This is a genomic window from Parvularcula maris (genome assembly GCF_024505085.1).
Classification (GTDB): domain Bacteria; phylum Pseudomonadota; class Alphaproteobacteria; order Caulobacterales; family Parvularculaceae; genus Parvularcula; species Parvularcula maris.
In genome coordinates this window covers 109,215-122,836 of sequence record NZ_JANIBC010000004.1, presented here as the reverse complement: position 1 = coordinate 122,836, position 13,622 = coordinate 109,215, and the positions used below count along the sequence as shown (strand labels likewise).

General features: G+C 65.4%; 9 protein-coding genes. 5 read left to right on the top strand and 4 right to left on the bottom strand.

Features of this window, described 5'->3' with window-relative positions; genetic code table 11:
• The first annotated feature begins 186 nt into the window (after window positions 1–186).
• The 5 genes from secA (at window position 187) to rnd (ending at window position 7,706) form a co-directional block, all read left to right on the top strand.
• Window positions 187–3,144, top strand: coding sequence for a preprotein translocase subunit SecA (gene secA, locus NOG11_RS07545; protein WP_256619112.1), 2,958 nt, complete (start codon window positions 187–189; stop codon window positions 3,142–3,144).
• A 92-nt stretch (window positions 3,145–3,236) separates the two neighbouring features.
• The gene (locus tag NOG11_RS07540) at window positions 3,237–4,325 is read left to right on the top strand and encodes a hypothetical protein (protein ID WP_256619111.1); all 1,089 of its coding nucleotides are present in this window, start codon (window positions 3,237–3,239) and stop codon (window positions 4,323–4,325) included.
• 89 nt (window positions 4,326–4,414) lie between these two features.
• On the top strand, window positions 4,415–5,683 hold the full coding sequence (gene tyrS / locus NOG11_RS07535; RefSeq protein ID WP_256619110.1) for a tyrosine--tRNA ligase: 1,269 nt from the start codon (window positions 4,415–4,417) through the stop codon (window positions 5,681–5,683).
• The gene (locus tag NOG11_RS07530; RefSeq protein ID WP_256619109.1) at window positions 5,680–6,558 is read left to right on the top strand and encodes a 50S ribosomal protein L11 methyltransferase; all 879 of its coding nucleotides are present in this window, start codon (window positions 5,680–5,682) and stop codon (window positions 6,556–6,558) included. The genes tyrS and NOG11_RS07530 overlap by 4 nt, the downstream gene beginning before the upstream one ends.
• Window positions 6,555–7,706: a ribonuclease D gene (rnd, locus tag NOG11_RS07525; RefSeq protein ID WP_256619108.1), complete on the top strand. Its 1,152-nt coding sequence runs from the start codon at window positions 6,555–6,557 to the stop codon at window positions 7,704–7,706. The genes NOG11_RS07530 and rnd overlap by 4 nt, the downstream gene beginning before the upstream one ends.
• Here rnd and NOG11_RS07520 read toward each other — a convergent pair.
• Genes NOG11_RS07520 through NOG11_RS07505 form a run of 4 tightly spaced genes read right to left on the bottom strand, consistent with a single transcriptional unit; the run spans window position 7,687 to window position 13,469 of the window.
• Window positions 7,687–9,186, bottom strand: a complete 1,500-nt coding sequence (locus NOG11_RS07520; RefSeq protein ID WP_256619107.1) for a Ppx/GppA family phosphatase — start codon at window positions 9,184–9,186, stop codon at window positions 7,687–7,689. The two genes, rnd and NOG11_RS07520, sit on opposite strands and share 20 nt — an antisense overlap.
• 1 nt (window position 9,187) lies before the next feature.
• Window positions 9,188–11,371 carry an RNA degradosome polyphosphate kinase gene (locus NOG11_RS07515; protein ID WP_370468246.1) on the bottom strand — a complete coding sequence of 728 codons (2,184 nt, stop codon included), beginning with the start codon at window positions 11,369–11,371 and terminating at the stop codon, window positions 9,188–9,190.
• 36 nt (window positions 11,372–11,407) lie between these two features.
• Window positions 11,408–12,043, bottom strand: coding sequence for a P-loop NTPase family protein (locus NOG11_RS07510; RefSeq protein ID WP_256619105.1), 636 nt, complete (start codon window positions 12,041–12,043; stop codon window positions 11,408–11,410).
• 1 nt (window position 12,044) lies between these two features.
• Window positions 12,045–13,469 carry a DUF2066 domain-containing protein gene (locus NOG11_RS07505; protein ID WP_256619104.1) on the bottom strand — a complete coding sequence of 475 codons (1,425 nt, stop codon included), beginning with the start codon at window positions 13,467–13,469 and terminating at the stop codon, window positions 12,045–12,047.
• Window positions 13,470–13,622: the final 153 nt, after the last annotated feature.

The following is a 13,622-nucleotide window of genomic DNA, read 5'->3' as shown; positions in this document are numbered from 1 at the left end:
TGGCCCGATGCCGGGCGAACTTGCCCGGACAAACCCCTGATCATTTGACAGCGAGGCGGCCCTCTACCTATCTGCACCCATTCCGGGTGGCGGCCGCCGCCGCGGAGGATCGTGCCTGCCATGGTCCGCCGCGTGCATGGCGCCCCGCCGGACGACAAAGACAGAGTTCACGAGGCAAGACCCACCATGGCAAAGACATCCATCGCGCAGCGTCTGTTCGGCTCCGCCAATGAGCGGCGTCTGAAGCCGATGACCAAGCGCGCCAAGAAGATCGGCGAGCTGGCAGACGAGATGGCCGCCCTCTCCGACGATGGGCTGATCGAGAAGACGAACGAGCTGAAGCAGCGCTACCAGGACGGCGAGAAGCTCGGCGACCTGATGAACGAGGCCTTCGCCCTAGTGCGTGAGGGCGCCGACCGGGCGCTGGGCCTGCGCCCCTACGACGTGCAGCTCGTCGGCGGCATGGTGCTCCACGGCGGCAACATCGCCGAGATGAAGACCGGCGAGGGCAAGACCCTGGTCGCCACCCTCCCCGCCTTCCTCAACGCCCTGACCGGCGAGGGCGTGCACGTGGTCACCGTCAACGACTACCTCGCCAAGCGGGACGCGGAGTGGATGGGCAAGGTCTTCGCCCAGCTCGGCATGACCACCGGCGTCATCTACAACGAGCTCGGCGATGAGGAGCGGCGCGAGGCCTATGCCTGCGACATCACCTACGCCACCAATAACGAGCTCGGCTTCGACTATCTTCGCGATAACATGAAGCAGTCCAAGGACCAGATGGTCCAGCGCGGACACGCCTACGCCATCGTCGACGAGGTGGACTCGATCCTCATCGACGAGGCGCGGACGCCGCTGATCATCAGCGGACCGACGGACGACAAGTCCGAGCTCTACATCGCCATCGACAAGCTGATGCCGCAGCTTACCGACGAGCACTACGAGATCGACGAGAAGAAGCGCTCGGTCACCCTCACGGATGAGGGCAATGAGCGCATCGAGGAGCTTCTGGAGGAGGCCGATCTCCTGGAAGGCGGCAGCCTCTACGAGGCGGAGAACGTCGCCGTCGTCCACCACGTCCAGAACGCTCTAAGAGCGCACAAGATGTTCACGCGGGACAAGGACTATATCGTCAAAGACAACAAGGTCGTCATCATCGACGAGTTCACGGGCCGCATGATGGAGGGCCGCCGCTGGTCCGACGGCCTGCACCAGGCAGTGGAGGCGAAGGAGGGCGCGGAGATCAAGCCCGAGAACGTCACCATGGCGTCGATCACCTTCCAGAACTACTTCCGCCTCTACAAGAAGCTCTCCGGCATGACCGGTACGGCGATTACGGAGGAAGGCGAGTTCCAGGACATCTACGAGCTCAGCGTCTACGAGATCCCCACCAACCGCCCCATCGCGCGCGAGGACTTCGACGACGAGCTCTACATGTCGGCGAAGGAGAAGTACCGCGCCATCGCCAAGGAGATCGCCCGCTGCCATTTGCGTGACCAGCCGGTGCTGGTCGGCACGGTGTCGATCGAGAAGTCCGAGGTCCTTTCCCACTTCCTCAGTGACAAGAAGTTCTGGAAGGAGGTCGCGGCCGACCTTCGTAAGCAGGCGGGCGAGTTGAAGGACAAAAAGGTCGATGAGAAGGGCGAGCTCAACGCCCTTGCCGACGAGATCGAAGGTCTGGCGAGGCGCCCCGTGCCGGTGCCGCACAACGTCCTCAACGCCCGCTTCCACGAGCAGGAGGCGGAGATCGTCGCCCAGGCCGGTATTCCGGGTGCGGTGACCATCGCCACCAACATGGCTGGCCGGGGTACGGACATTCAGCTCGGCGGCTCGGTGGACATGGAGATCATGACCCACCTCACCGAGGAGGACGACGCCGAGACGATCGCTCGCAAGCGGGCCGAGATCGAGGCCAAGATCAAGGAGCAGAAGCAGAAGGCGCTGGATGCGGGCGGGCTCTACGTTCTCGGTACGGAGCGCCACGAAAGCCGCCGGATCGACAACCAGCTCCGCGGCCGTTCGGGCCGTCAGGGCGACCCCGGCACCACCAAGTTCTACCTCTCCCTCGAAGACGATCTGATGCGCATCTTCGGCTCGGGCATGGAGAAGATGCTCAAGCGCTTCGGGATCAAGCAGGACGAGTCGATCGAGCACCCCTGGTTCACCAAGGCCGTCGAGAACGCCCAGAAGAAAATCGAGCAGCGCAACTTCGACATCCGCAAGAACGTCCTGAAATATGACGACGTGATGAACGATCAGCGTAAGGCGATCTTCGAGCAGCGCATCGAGTTCATGGATGCGAACGATGTGGGCGAGATCGTCACGGATATGCGCGAGACCATCATCGACGATATGGTCGCCGAGTACATCCCCGAGCGCTCCTATGCCGAGCAGTGGGACACGGAGGGCCTCAAGGAAGAGGTCCAAACCGTCTTTGGTCTCGACCTGCCCGTCGGCGACTGGGCGCAGGAAGAGGGCGTGGCCGATCAGGAGATCGCCGAGCGCGTGCGCAAGGCCGCCGACGAGAAATGGCAGGCGCAGCTCGCCGAGTTCGGTGAGGACAACGCCCGCAAGGTCGAGAAGGCCATCCTCCTACAGACCATCGACCGCGAGTGGCGCGAGCATTTGCAGCAGCTCGACCACCTGCGCTCGGTCGTGGGTCTTCGCGGCGTCGGCCAACGCGACCCGCTGAACGAGTTCAAGACCGAGGCCTTCGCCCTCTTCCAGAACCTCCTCGACGGCCTCCGCCGCGACGTGACCCGGTCGCTCTTCCATGTGCAGATCCAGCAGCCCCAGGCCCCTAAGGTGGACATCGAAGAGGCCAAGCGCCTCATCGCCGAGCTGCAGAAACGCGGCCAACTCGACCCCTCCAAGCTCAAGGAAGTGCATATCGACGCCACCACCGGCGAGAACGATGCCGGTCACGGCGGGCCGGAAGCACCGCGTAGAGGCTACGGCCAGGCCGCGGGCTCCAACACCCTCCGTGCCCAGCGTATGAGCCGTGAGGTGAAGGCCGACGATCCCACGACCTGGGGCCGGGTCAGCCGCAACGCCCCCTGCCCCTGCGGCTCGGGCAAGAAGTTCAAGCACTGCCACGGCCGCCCTGATGCAGAAACGGTGGCCAGCGGGCAGGCGGCCGAGTAGGAGAAAGTCCCTTCCTTTGTCAGCGGTAGATGGCTTTCATAGTCTCTTTGAAGGCCATCTACCGCGTCAGATGACCGCGAGAGGTTCCCGCTATGGCGAAACGCGTCGTTCTCTTCCTACTCCTGACCTTGGCTTGGAGCCAGGACGCCCGAGCGGAGGTCACCCTTCGGGCCGGATACCACGCACCGGCCGATCTCTTCTCGCTCATGGATCAGACGAGCCTGTGGTGGCCGGGTTTCAACGAGCCGGAGTACCGCGAGGCTTGGGAGGAACGCTTCGGATGGAGCGATGAGGACCAGCGGCAAGCCGAGGCCTACGCCGACTATCGCCGCCGCACCTACAGCGACCCGGCGCAGGGCAACCGCAAAGAAAGGCTCGCGAAGGACGGCATCTTCACGGCTCGCAGCTCGGTCTCCCGCCAGGCCGATCCGTTGGCCGAGCATTTTCTGGGCGCACAGACCATCGAGGAGGCTCTATCGACCCTGGAGACCATCATGGGCGCCGACGACGCCCACATGCTCCGAGGTTTCTACCGCCATTTCCAGCCGCACTGGCGTCAGCTTCTTGAGGAGAGCAAAGCCTTCGCCAAGGACGCAGCGAGGCTCGATGCCGTCCTGAACAGCCCTGGTACACCGCCCTATCTGGAGCGGCTCGCCGCTTTCTACCGCGTCGACGAGACCCTAGAGTTCAATGCTCTTTACGTATGGTGGCCGCCGATCGACCGTACCTCGGCCGATATCAGCGGCAGAACTTTCTTCATACGGTCCCACCCGACGGCCCACTCCGGCGAGTCCTGGGCGGAGATAGCGATGCACGAGGCCGTTCACTATCTGAGCGCCCACCAGCCGAGCCAGCAGAAAGTGGCCCTCACCAAGCGCTTCCTCGACCGGTGCCCTGCCAAGCTCATCCGGCCCTACGACCTCTTGGAGGAGCCGCTCGCCGTCGCCTGGGGCAACGCAGCCTTCGCCAAGTACGGCCTCGGCCAGCCGCTCGGCGCGGCGGATAGCTGGTATGGCCGCCCCCTCCCCTCTGTCATGGGACGTCTTCTCTGGCTCCATGTGGACGAGCTCTACGAGACCGACGCGACGATCACCGACGGCCTGATCGACGCGGCGGCGGCACACTGCCGCGAGCTGCTGGAGCTTCGAGGCGACCTCCGGCCCACCGAAGCAGGCCAGTAACTCGAACGAGGCGGGGAAGGCTAGGCATCTCCTGAGCCAACGAGCATGCCGCCCTTGCCGCGCAGGACAAGGGCGGGCAAACACCCCCGATGGCGCAGTCTTTCCAGTCCGACTTCCTGAACACGCTCGAAGAGCGCGGCTTCATCCACCAGATCACCGATCCAGGTGCTCTGGACGAGGCGCTCCTGAACGGTCCGGTCGCCGCCTATATCGGCTTCGACGCCACCGCCGACAGCCTGCATGTGGGCAGCCTGACCCAGATCATGATGCTGCACCATCTGCAGCGCACGGGCCACCGCCCCATCGTCCTGATGGGCGGCGGCACCACCAAGGTTGGTGACCCCTCCGGCAAGGACACGCAGCGCAAGCTCCTGTCGCCCGCCGACATCGAAGCGAACATCGCCGGTATCCGCCGGGCTTTCGAGCCCTTCCTCACCTTTGGCGAGGGGCCGCAGGATGCGATGATGGTCAACAACGACGACTGGCTGTCGGAGCTCTCTTACATCCCCTTCCTCAGAGATTACGGTGTCCACTTCACGATCAACCGTATGCTGACCTTCGACTCGGTCAAGCTGCGCCTCGACCGTGAGCAGCCGCTGACCTTCCTCGAGTTCAACTACATGCTGATGCAGGCCTATGACTTCCTGGAGCTGCAGCGCCGCTACGGCTGCACGCTGCAGATGGGCGGGAGCGATCAGTGGGGGAACATCGTCAACGGGACCGAGCTGATCCGCCGGGTTGCCGCCAGCGAAGGCACTGAAGCACAAGGTTTCGGCCTGACCACGCCGCTCGTCACCACCTCGTCGGGTAAAAAGATGGGCAAGACCGAGAACGGCGCGGTCTGGCTCAACGCCGAACGCACCTCGCCCTACGAGTACTGGCAGTTCTGGCGCAACACGGAGGATGCCGACGTAGCCGGCATGCTACGCCGCTTCACCCTGCTGCCGATGGACGAGGTGCAGCGCCTCTCTGGCCTCGAAGGCAGCGAGATCAACGAGGCGAAGAAGGTGCTGGCCACCGAGGCCACAGCCCTCCTTCACGGCCGGGACGAGGCCGAACGGGCGGCCGAGACGGCGCGCACCACCTTCGAGGCGGGCGGCACGGCAGCCGATCTTCCGAGCACGGAGGCAAGCCGTTCGGACTTAGAGGCGGGCCTCCCCCTCTTCGTCCCGTTCCAGGCCTTAGGCCTCATCGCCAGCAACGGCGAGGGCCGCCGCCACATCAAAGCCGGTGCCCTGAAGATCAACGGCCAGGCCCTTAAGGAAGAGCGCCCGCTGACCACCGAGGATCTCGATGGCGAGGTCATCAAGCTCTCCATCGGCAAGAAGAAACACGGCCTCCTAAGGGTCGCGCCATGACCTACCGTACCGCATGGCGGGCCGAGCTGCCTCTCTTGCAAGCCATTGAAGAGGTGCTGACTGAGATCGCCGACCCGGCCGTCGCGGCTACCTCGCTAGTGAAGGACAATCCCGATACGGAGCGTACCACCGACGGCAACTGGGCGCTCCTCGCCTATACCGAGGAGCCTATCTCCGCTGGCACGCTGGAGCTGCTCCCCAAAGGCACGCCGCCCCATGAGGAGGAAGAGCTACCCGACCGCGACTGGGTCGCCCATGCTCTAGAAGGGTTGGGCGTCGTCCGTGCCGGACCCTTCGTCCTCTACGGCAGTCACGATGCGGACAAGGTAGCCAGCGAGGACGGCATCAAGCTGCAGATCGAAGCCAACCAGGCCTTCGGCACCGGGCATCATCCGACCACAGCCGGGTGCCTGGACGTGTTGGGCGATCTTGAAACCACGCCCGGCAGGGTGCTCGACATCGGCACAGGCTCCGGCGTCCTGGCCATCGCCTTGCGGAAAATGTTCGCGGGCGCCGAGATCATCGCCACCGACATCGACGAGCGTTCGACCCAAATCGCCGAAGAGAACGCAGGGATCAACGAAGCCTCCGGCATCACGTTCGGTGTTGCGGCGGGTACGGACCATGAGCTGATCCGCGCTAGCGCTCCCTACCACCTCGTCTTCGCCAACATCCTCGCAGGACCGCTTAAGGAGCTGGCGCCGGACATCCAGCAAGTGACAGCTGATGGCGGCACGATCATCCTCGCGGGCCTCCTGGATGAACAGATGCAAGGCGTGTTGAGCACCTACCAGGAGCTCGGCTTCACCCTCCACAAGACGGGGGGCACACCCCGCTGGCCGACACTGGTCATGACCAAGGGAACCACCGCTTGAAAGTTCTGACCAAAACCGAAGAGATCGCCGAGTTCTGCAAGGCCGCCCACGACGCCCCCTTCGTCACGGTGGATACTGAGTTCCTTCGCGAGAAGACCTACTACTCCCAGCTCTGCCTGATCCAGGCGGCTACCCCGGACGATGCCGTCATCATCGACCCCTTGGCCGAGGGGGTGGACCTCACGCCTTTCGCCAAGCTTCTCGCCGATCAAGCGGTCCTCAAGATCTTCCACGCCGCGCGGCAGGATATCGAGATCTTCGTCCATCTTTTCGGCGAGGTGCCGACCCCCCTCTTCGACACCCAGGTCGCAGCCATGGTGTTCGGCTATGGCGACCAGATTGGCTACGAGCCGCTCGTCCGTGATCTGACAGGGCAGCAGGTGGACAAGGGCAGCCGCTTCACCGACTGGTCACGCCGTCCGTTATCGGAGAAACAGCTCACCTACGCGCTCGGCGACGTCACACACCTGCGCGATGTCTACACCAAGCTGAAGGCTAAGCTCGAGGAGAGCGGGCGCTGGGGATGGGTCGAAGAGGAGATGCAGGCGCTCGGCGACCCCGACCTCTACCGCGTGTACCCGGAGGATGCCTGGAAGCGGCTCAAGCTGCGCAACGTCAAACCGAAAGAGCTCGGCCCGCTGATCGAGCTGGCGAAGTGGCGTGAGCGCGAAGCCCAGGAGCGCAACCAGCCCCGCGCCAGGCTCGTCAAGGACGACACCCTGTTCGAGGTCGCCCGAGCGCGGCCTACCACGTCCGAGGAGCTAGGCCGTCTGCGCTCCGTACCCAACGGGTTCGAGCGTTCCTCCGTGGCCAAGGGCATGCTGGCGGCGGTCAAGGCCGGGATGGAGATACCCCGCGAGGATCTCCCCTCCCTGGGAGAACGCCAGCGCGAGCAGGCGCCGCCCGACGTGGTCGACCTTCTCCGCGTCCTCCTCAAGCGTCAGTGCGAGGTCCACAACGTCGCGCCGAAGCTTCTCGCCTCGGCTAGCGACCTCGACGCCATCGCCCGCAGCGACGAGGCCGACGTGCCCGCCCTTCACGGCTGGCGGCGGGAGGTGTTCGGCGATGTCGCGCTGCAGCTCAAGCGAGGCGAGCTGTTCCTAGGCCTGGAGCGCGGCAGGGTGTCGATCACGCAGAAGACGCCGTAACGATCTTCGCCTCCGCATCGAAGGAGGACGCCATCCGCTCGAGGTCCTTGAGCCCGGTCTCTACCACCAGGTCGCGGACATGGTCCTCGACGCTGAGCTCGATCACATCCGCGTCGCGGCTGAGGGCGAAGCCGCTCTTCCGGTTGTAAAGCGGCGTACGCAGAGCAGCCGCCAGACGGTGGGCGTATCCAACCCGTACCGAGTAGGTGATCTGCTCCTCGTCCAAGATCTCCAGCGGGATCGTCCCATCGGACTTGCCGATGCTGCCGTTGAAACGCGCCTTCATCATCAGGGCCAGCATGGCGCGCTCCTTGTGGTCGATGCCTAGGAAGGGCGTCGCCATGATGGTCGCGGCGGCATGCTCGGCCCGGCGGTCGGGGTGTACCATGTTCCCCGAACGGATCATCAACGCCGCGGCGAAACGTAGTCGCTGCAGCGTCGGTCCGTCGAAGAAGAGCGGGTCGACGAGGTTGCTCACCGCCCTGCCGTCGGGCCTCCGCCCGCCTGCCAGTCGCTCGGCGAGGTCCTCGGCCATGGCGATGATCGGCTCCTGGGCGCGCAGGCGAGCCGGAAGACGGTCGAAGAGAAGCCCCTCCCTCACCCCGCAGGAGCTGACCACCACCCGTTCGGGATGGGCGGTCTCGATCAGCGTCCGCAGCACCATGGCCGCCATCGGCAGGACCGGCGCGCGCTTCTTCTGCACACCGCTAATCTCGCCTAGGTCCTCCGCGTCGCTCTCCTCGACGAAGCCGCAGACCTCCAGCGCATGCTCGGTCTCCATAGTGAAATGGTCGAGCATGGGCACGGGGTACTCGGAGCGGGCCATGGCTACCCTAGCGATGGCGCGCCAGGAGCCGCCGACCACGTAGATCTGCGGCGTCCGGCTCTCCGCGATCCAGGGCAGGGTGGCAAAATGTTCCTGTACGGCCTTGTAGCCGGCCTTCAGGTCGTCGCCGAAATCGGTCTGCATCTTGAGCGACCCGATGGGCAGGCTGGCCATATGATCGACCTCCTCGCCAGGGCCGCCGAGAAGGCTGAGCTCCAGGCTGCCCCCGCCGAGGTCGCCGCCAATGGCGGGCATGCGCTCGCGCTTGATCTCGGGCGCGGAACACAGGATGCCGAGCCCCGCTAGCCTTGCCTCCTCCTCCCCCGCGATCAGTCGCGGGTTGAAGCCGATCTCCTTGATCTCTTGAAGGAAGCGTTTGCCGTTGGGTGCATCCCGCACGGCGGCGGTGGCGAAGACGTCCTGGGTCTCCGGCTCCTCGCTCTCGATGACGGCGCGGAAGCGGCGCAGCGTCGCCAGTGCCCGCTCCATCGCTTCTTCGCGAAGCTCCCCCGTCTTCGGGTCGCGGTCGCCGAGACCGCAGAGCGCTTTCTCGTTGGTGATGGCGATGGGCACCCGCGGCGGGCCGGAGAAGATCACGAGGCGGACGGAGTTCGATCCGATATCGACGACGGCTCTTCGCGGGTACTCCACCATATCAGCTCCTCACCGAAAGCTCGCGCGGCGACTGCTCCTTGAGCGCCGTCCCCCGCCCGGAGAGGGAGGGGTTGGTCATGAAGTAGTTGTGGACGTTGAACTGGCTCTCCTCGTCCGGTGCCTCCACGCGGCTGTAGGAGCCATCGGGACCCAGGGTCCAGCTCTGCATGTTGTCCTTGAGGGTCGCCACCATGATCTGGTCGAGGATCTGGTTGTGGGTCGTCTCGTTCGTCACGGGACAGAGCACCTCGACCCGGCGGTTCAGGTTGCGAGGCATCCAGTCGGCGGAGCTGATGAACACCTTCGCCTGGTCCGATGGCAGAGGCCCGCCATTACCGAAGCAGAAGATGCGCGAGTGCTCGAGATAGCGCCCGACGACGCTCTTGACCCGGATGTTCTCGGACAGCCCCTCGACACCCGGCCTCAGGCAGCAGATGCCGCGCACGATGAGGTCGATCTGCACCCCGGCCGAGCTGGCCTCGTAGAGCCGGTCGATCAGCTTGCCGTCCACTAGCGAGTTCATCTTGGCCCAGATGGCCCCGCCCCGGCCATCCTTGGCGAAGGCGATCTCCCGGTCGATCAGCCCTTCGATGTCCTGGCGCATGTTGATGGGCGAGACGGAGAGGCGCTCGAACTCGCTTGGCGCCGCGTAGCCTGTCACGTAGTTGAACACCCGCGCCGTATCCCGCGCGATCGCCTCGTCGGTGGTGAAAAGGGCGATGTCGGTGTAGATTTTCGCCGTGATCTGATGGTAGTTGCCCGTTCCTACGTGTACGTAGGACTTGGTTCCGTTGCCCTCGCGCCTCACCACATAGGAGAGCTTGGCGTGGGTCTTGTAGTCGACGAAGCCGTAGACGACGTTGACCCCCGCACGCTCCAGCGCCCGCGCCCACTGGATATTGGCCTCCTCATCGAAGCGGGCCTTCAGCTCGACCAAGGCGGTGACGTTCTTGCCGCTCTCCGCCGCCTCGATCAGGGCCGCGACGATGGGCGATCCCTTAGAGGTTCGGTAGAGCGTCTGCTTGATGGCGATGACATCGGGATCGGCGGCGGCCTGCTTGAGGAACTGCACCACGACGTCGAAATCCTCATACGGATGGTGGACGACGATGTCCTTGCTTCTGATCGCCGAGAAGCAGTCCATATTGTGCTCGCGGATGCGCTCGGGAAAGCGCGCCTCGAAGGGCGGAAAGAGAAGGTCGGGCCTGTCCGAGGGGATCATCTCCGCCGTCTGGACGAGACCCAGGAGCCCCTCCACCGGCACCACGTCGTTGGGGTGAACGTCGAGCTTCGCGCCGATCAGGTCGCGCAGCAGGAAAGGCATGTCGTGGTCCATGGTGAGGCGGATCACGTCGCCCCGGCGGCGCCTTCTGAGCATGGTCTCGAACTGCTGCACCAGGTCCTCAGCTTCCTCCTCGACCTCCACATCGCTGTCCCTGATGATACGGAAGGCGCCGCAGGAGACGATCTTCCGTGAGGGGAAGACGTGGTGGAGGAAGTGCGAGATGGTCTTCTCGAGACTGACATAGCGGATGCGCGCGGGACCTCCCCCCGCCTCGCCGCTGCTCGGCAGGCGGATGAAGCGGCGCACCTTGCTGGGCACCGGCAGAAGCGCAGTCAGCTCGTCATCGGGACCCTTGAGACGGTAGCAGAGCACGAAGCCGAGATTAGGGATGAACGGAAAGGGATGCGCCGGGTCAAGCGCGAGCGGCGTCAGCACGGGGAAGATGTTGGTCAGGAACTCCTTCTCGAGCCAAGCCTCCTCCTCGGCCGAGAGGTCATCCGTGTCGCAAAGGGTGATGCCCTCCTCGGCCAGCTTGCCGCGCAGCACCGCCCAGGTCTTCTGCTGCCGCTTCATCAAGGCGCTGGCCCGCTCGTTGATGAGGCGGAGCTGCTTTCTCGGTGAGTTCCCCTCCTGGCTGAGGCTTGTCACCCCGGCCCTCACCTGACCGACCAGCCCTGCGACCCGCACCATGAAGAACTCGTCGAGATTGCTGGCTGAGATCGACAGGAAGCGCAGCCGCTCCAGAAGGGGGTGGCGCTCATTGTCGGCCTCCTCCAGCACCCGGTCGTTGAAATCGAGCCAGGACAGCTCCCGGTTGATGAAGCGGTCAGGATCGGACGGGCCGATCGTCGGCTCGCCGTCCTCGCCGTTTGTGTCGGTGCTTGCTTCGCTCACGCTCACGCTCGTCTCCGTTCCCCATCGGCGAGCGTCGGCAGTTCAGCTCGCCCCGAGTAGCTGTTGGGCACGTTCCATAGCCCAACTCAACCGCTGAGCGGATGTTCCCAAGGCAGGAACCCTATCAAGAGCTCGGCAGAAGAGCCGCACGGCGGCGAAGTTGCGCGGCATCTGGCGCGCTGCGGCGGCCAGGTCCCTTGGCTTGAGGCTCTGCCCGTGCAGCATGAGGTCCGCCGCGAGGGCCGCCGACAGCTCCTCCTCGCTGGGCCGGTCGATGCTCAGTTCCGGCAGCGAGGCTAGGCGCGAGTGAAGGTCCGGCGGCACGTCCTCGAAGCTGAACAGCCGCCCGGTCTCCTCGCGGCTCTCGATGATCAGCGCCTGACTGGCGGCGGCGCAGCGGTTGATCTCGCCGAACAGCTCCATGGGCGGCGTGTCGTGGGCAGGCAGCGCCTCGAACTCCAGCCCCTCCGAGAGGGCCAGCTCCTCCAGCATCCGGCTCTTGCCCGAGCCTTGCGGCCCGCGCAGCAGGATCGCCGTCAAGCCGCGAGGCGTCGTCGCGGCCCTGATCAGGCGAGGCAGCATCTCTGCTGCGTCCCCTTGCGAGGCCGTAGGGCAGTAGGGGGTGGGCTCGGTGATGCGCGGCGAGAACGGCAGGGCCGGCTGGCCTCCGCCGGACAAGTCAGCGCCCCTCGCCGCCATCGCCGAACAGATCGTCGGGCAGCTCGGGCACGTCCTCCTCGTCGCCGTCCCCAGCACTCTCCTCGGCCCCGATGGGATCGAGCTCTACCTCCTCGACCCCGCCGTCGCGGTCACGCCCACGGCGGAAGAAGCGGCCAAGGCCGCGGCGCTTGCTGGCCTCCTGGTCGATCTCGGTGGTGAGGGGGCCGAGGCGCCCCTGAAGCTGCTGCGCCAGGGCGGTCTCGGCGATATGCCAGCGCTCGGTGGTGTCCTGCCAGACGATCAGGTCCCGCTCCTGCATGGCCAGCTCAAACTGCTGCTCCGAGCCGACCACGGTGAGCCGCATGATGGCGTTCTCACGGTTGAAGGCCTGGGTCTCGTAGTCGAGGGTCAGGGCCGTCTTGCGCACGGCGTCCTGGATATGCGCCCAGGCCTGCTGGCCGTCGAACCAGGCAGTGAGCTGGAACTCGCGCTGCAGGCCGTAATCGACCAGCGTGCGCCGCTTCCACGTATTGGCGTGGCGCTGCACAGTGCTCTCCACCGCGCGGCGAGCAAGGGCCGGGAAGTCGTCGGCGTCGCCGCGGAAGAAAAGGTCCGTCACCTGCTCGCCGATGGCCGAGGGGCCGGTGCCCTCCACCGTGATGTCGGGAGGCGTGGCGTCGATGAGCTGGACGTAGAAGCGGAACTGCTCGCCCTCCTGGCTGAGGCGACCGAGCGCCAGATAGACCTGCCCCTGGCCGTAGCGCTCGGCGAAGGCGCGTAAGGAAGCCGCATTGAGCTCCTTCGCCTCGTCGGCGGTGATCGCCTGCACGTCGATGACGTCGCCCCTGGGCAGCATCATGGGCGTCAGCTCGTTGGTCAGCGGCCGCTGCAGCCAGGCCCGCGCCCAGGGGTTCTTCGCCTCCCAGAGATAGGTGTCGTTCTCCGTCACCAGCACGGGCAGGATCAGCACCTCCCGCGCCTGCTCCTCCGAGTAAGGCAGCCTGGCCGAGCGCAGGATGTTGCGGATGGCGTCCGCCTTGAAGCGGTAGGTGATGCGGGCGCGGTAGGACGTGCCCGAGGACTTCTCGTTGAAAGGCGTCGTCTCCTGCTCGAGATCGTCGATGCGCTCGGGCGGGATGGCGATGGCGCGGCGGGGGTCGGCGGCGAAGCCGTCCTCGCTGTAGATGTCGTATTGATCGGCGCCGCCCTTGGCCTCGGTCCCGGCGGCAAGGTTGGGCAGGTAGATCCAGTCCTCCTCGGCCACCAGACGCCTGAAGAGAAGGTCCAGCGCCCGGCGCCGCCCCTGCTCCCGCGCGAGCGCCTGCGCCTCGGCAGCCGACTCGGCCTCTGCCGACACGGGCACTTCGGCCACGGTGAAGACATCCTGGGCCAACGCCCTGCCCGAAAGAACGAAAAGCGCCGCAATGAGCACGATACGCAGCATGATGGGTCCCTGAGATTCCTGCACCTCCCCCACCCCTAGCACGCGGAGGGCGAAGCTGGCGACCGCTAAGAACGCTGCGGAATCTTCCAGTTTGGCAAGGGGCAGCCGCTGCACCGTAGGGTAGACGCCGGAAGGCGGCTACCTTGCGAGCTC

Bases quoted from the DNA above. Each gene is read 5' to 3' on its own strand.
- secA (WP_256619112.1), top strand. From the start codon at position 187: ATGGCAAAGACATCCATCGCGCAGCGTCTGTTCGGCTCCGCCAATGAG.
- NOG11_RS07540 (WP_256619111.1), top strand. From the start codon at position 3,237: ATGGCGAAACGCGTCGTTCTCTTCCTACTCCTGACCTTGGCTTGGAGC.
- tyrS (WP_256619110.1), top strand. From the start codon at position 4,415: ATGGCGCAGTCTTTCCAGTCCGACTTCCTGAACACGCTCGAAGAGCGC.
- NOG11_RS07530 (WP_256619109.1), top strand. From the start codon at position 5,680: ATGACCTACCGTACCGCATGGCGGGCCGAGCTGCCTCTCTTGCAAGCC.
- NOG11_RS07520 (WP_256619107.1), bottom strand. From the start codon at position 9,186: ATGGTGGAGTACCCGCGAAGAGCCGTCGTCGATATCGGATCGAACTCC.
- NOG11_RS07505 (WP_256619104.1), bottom strand. From the start codon at position 13,469: ATGCTGCGTATCGTGCTCATTGCGGCGCTTTTCGTTCTTTCGGGCAGG.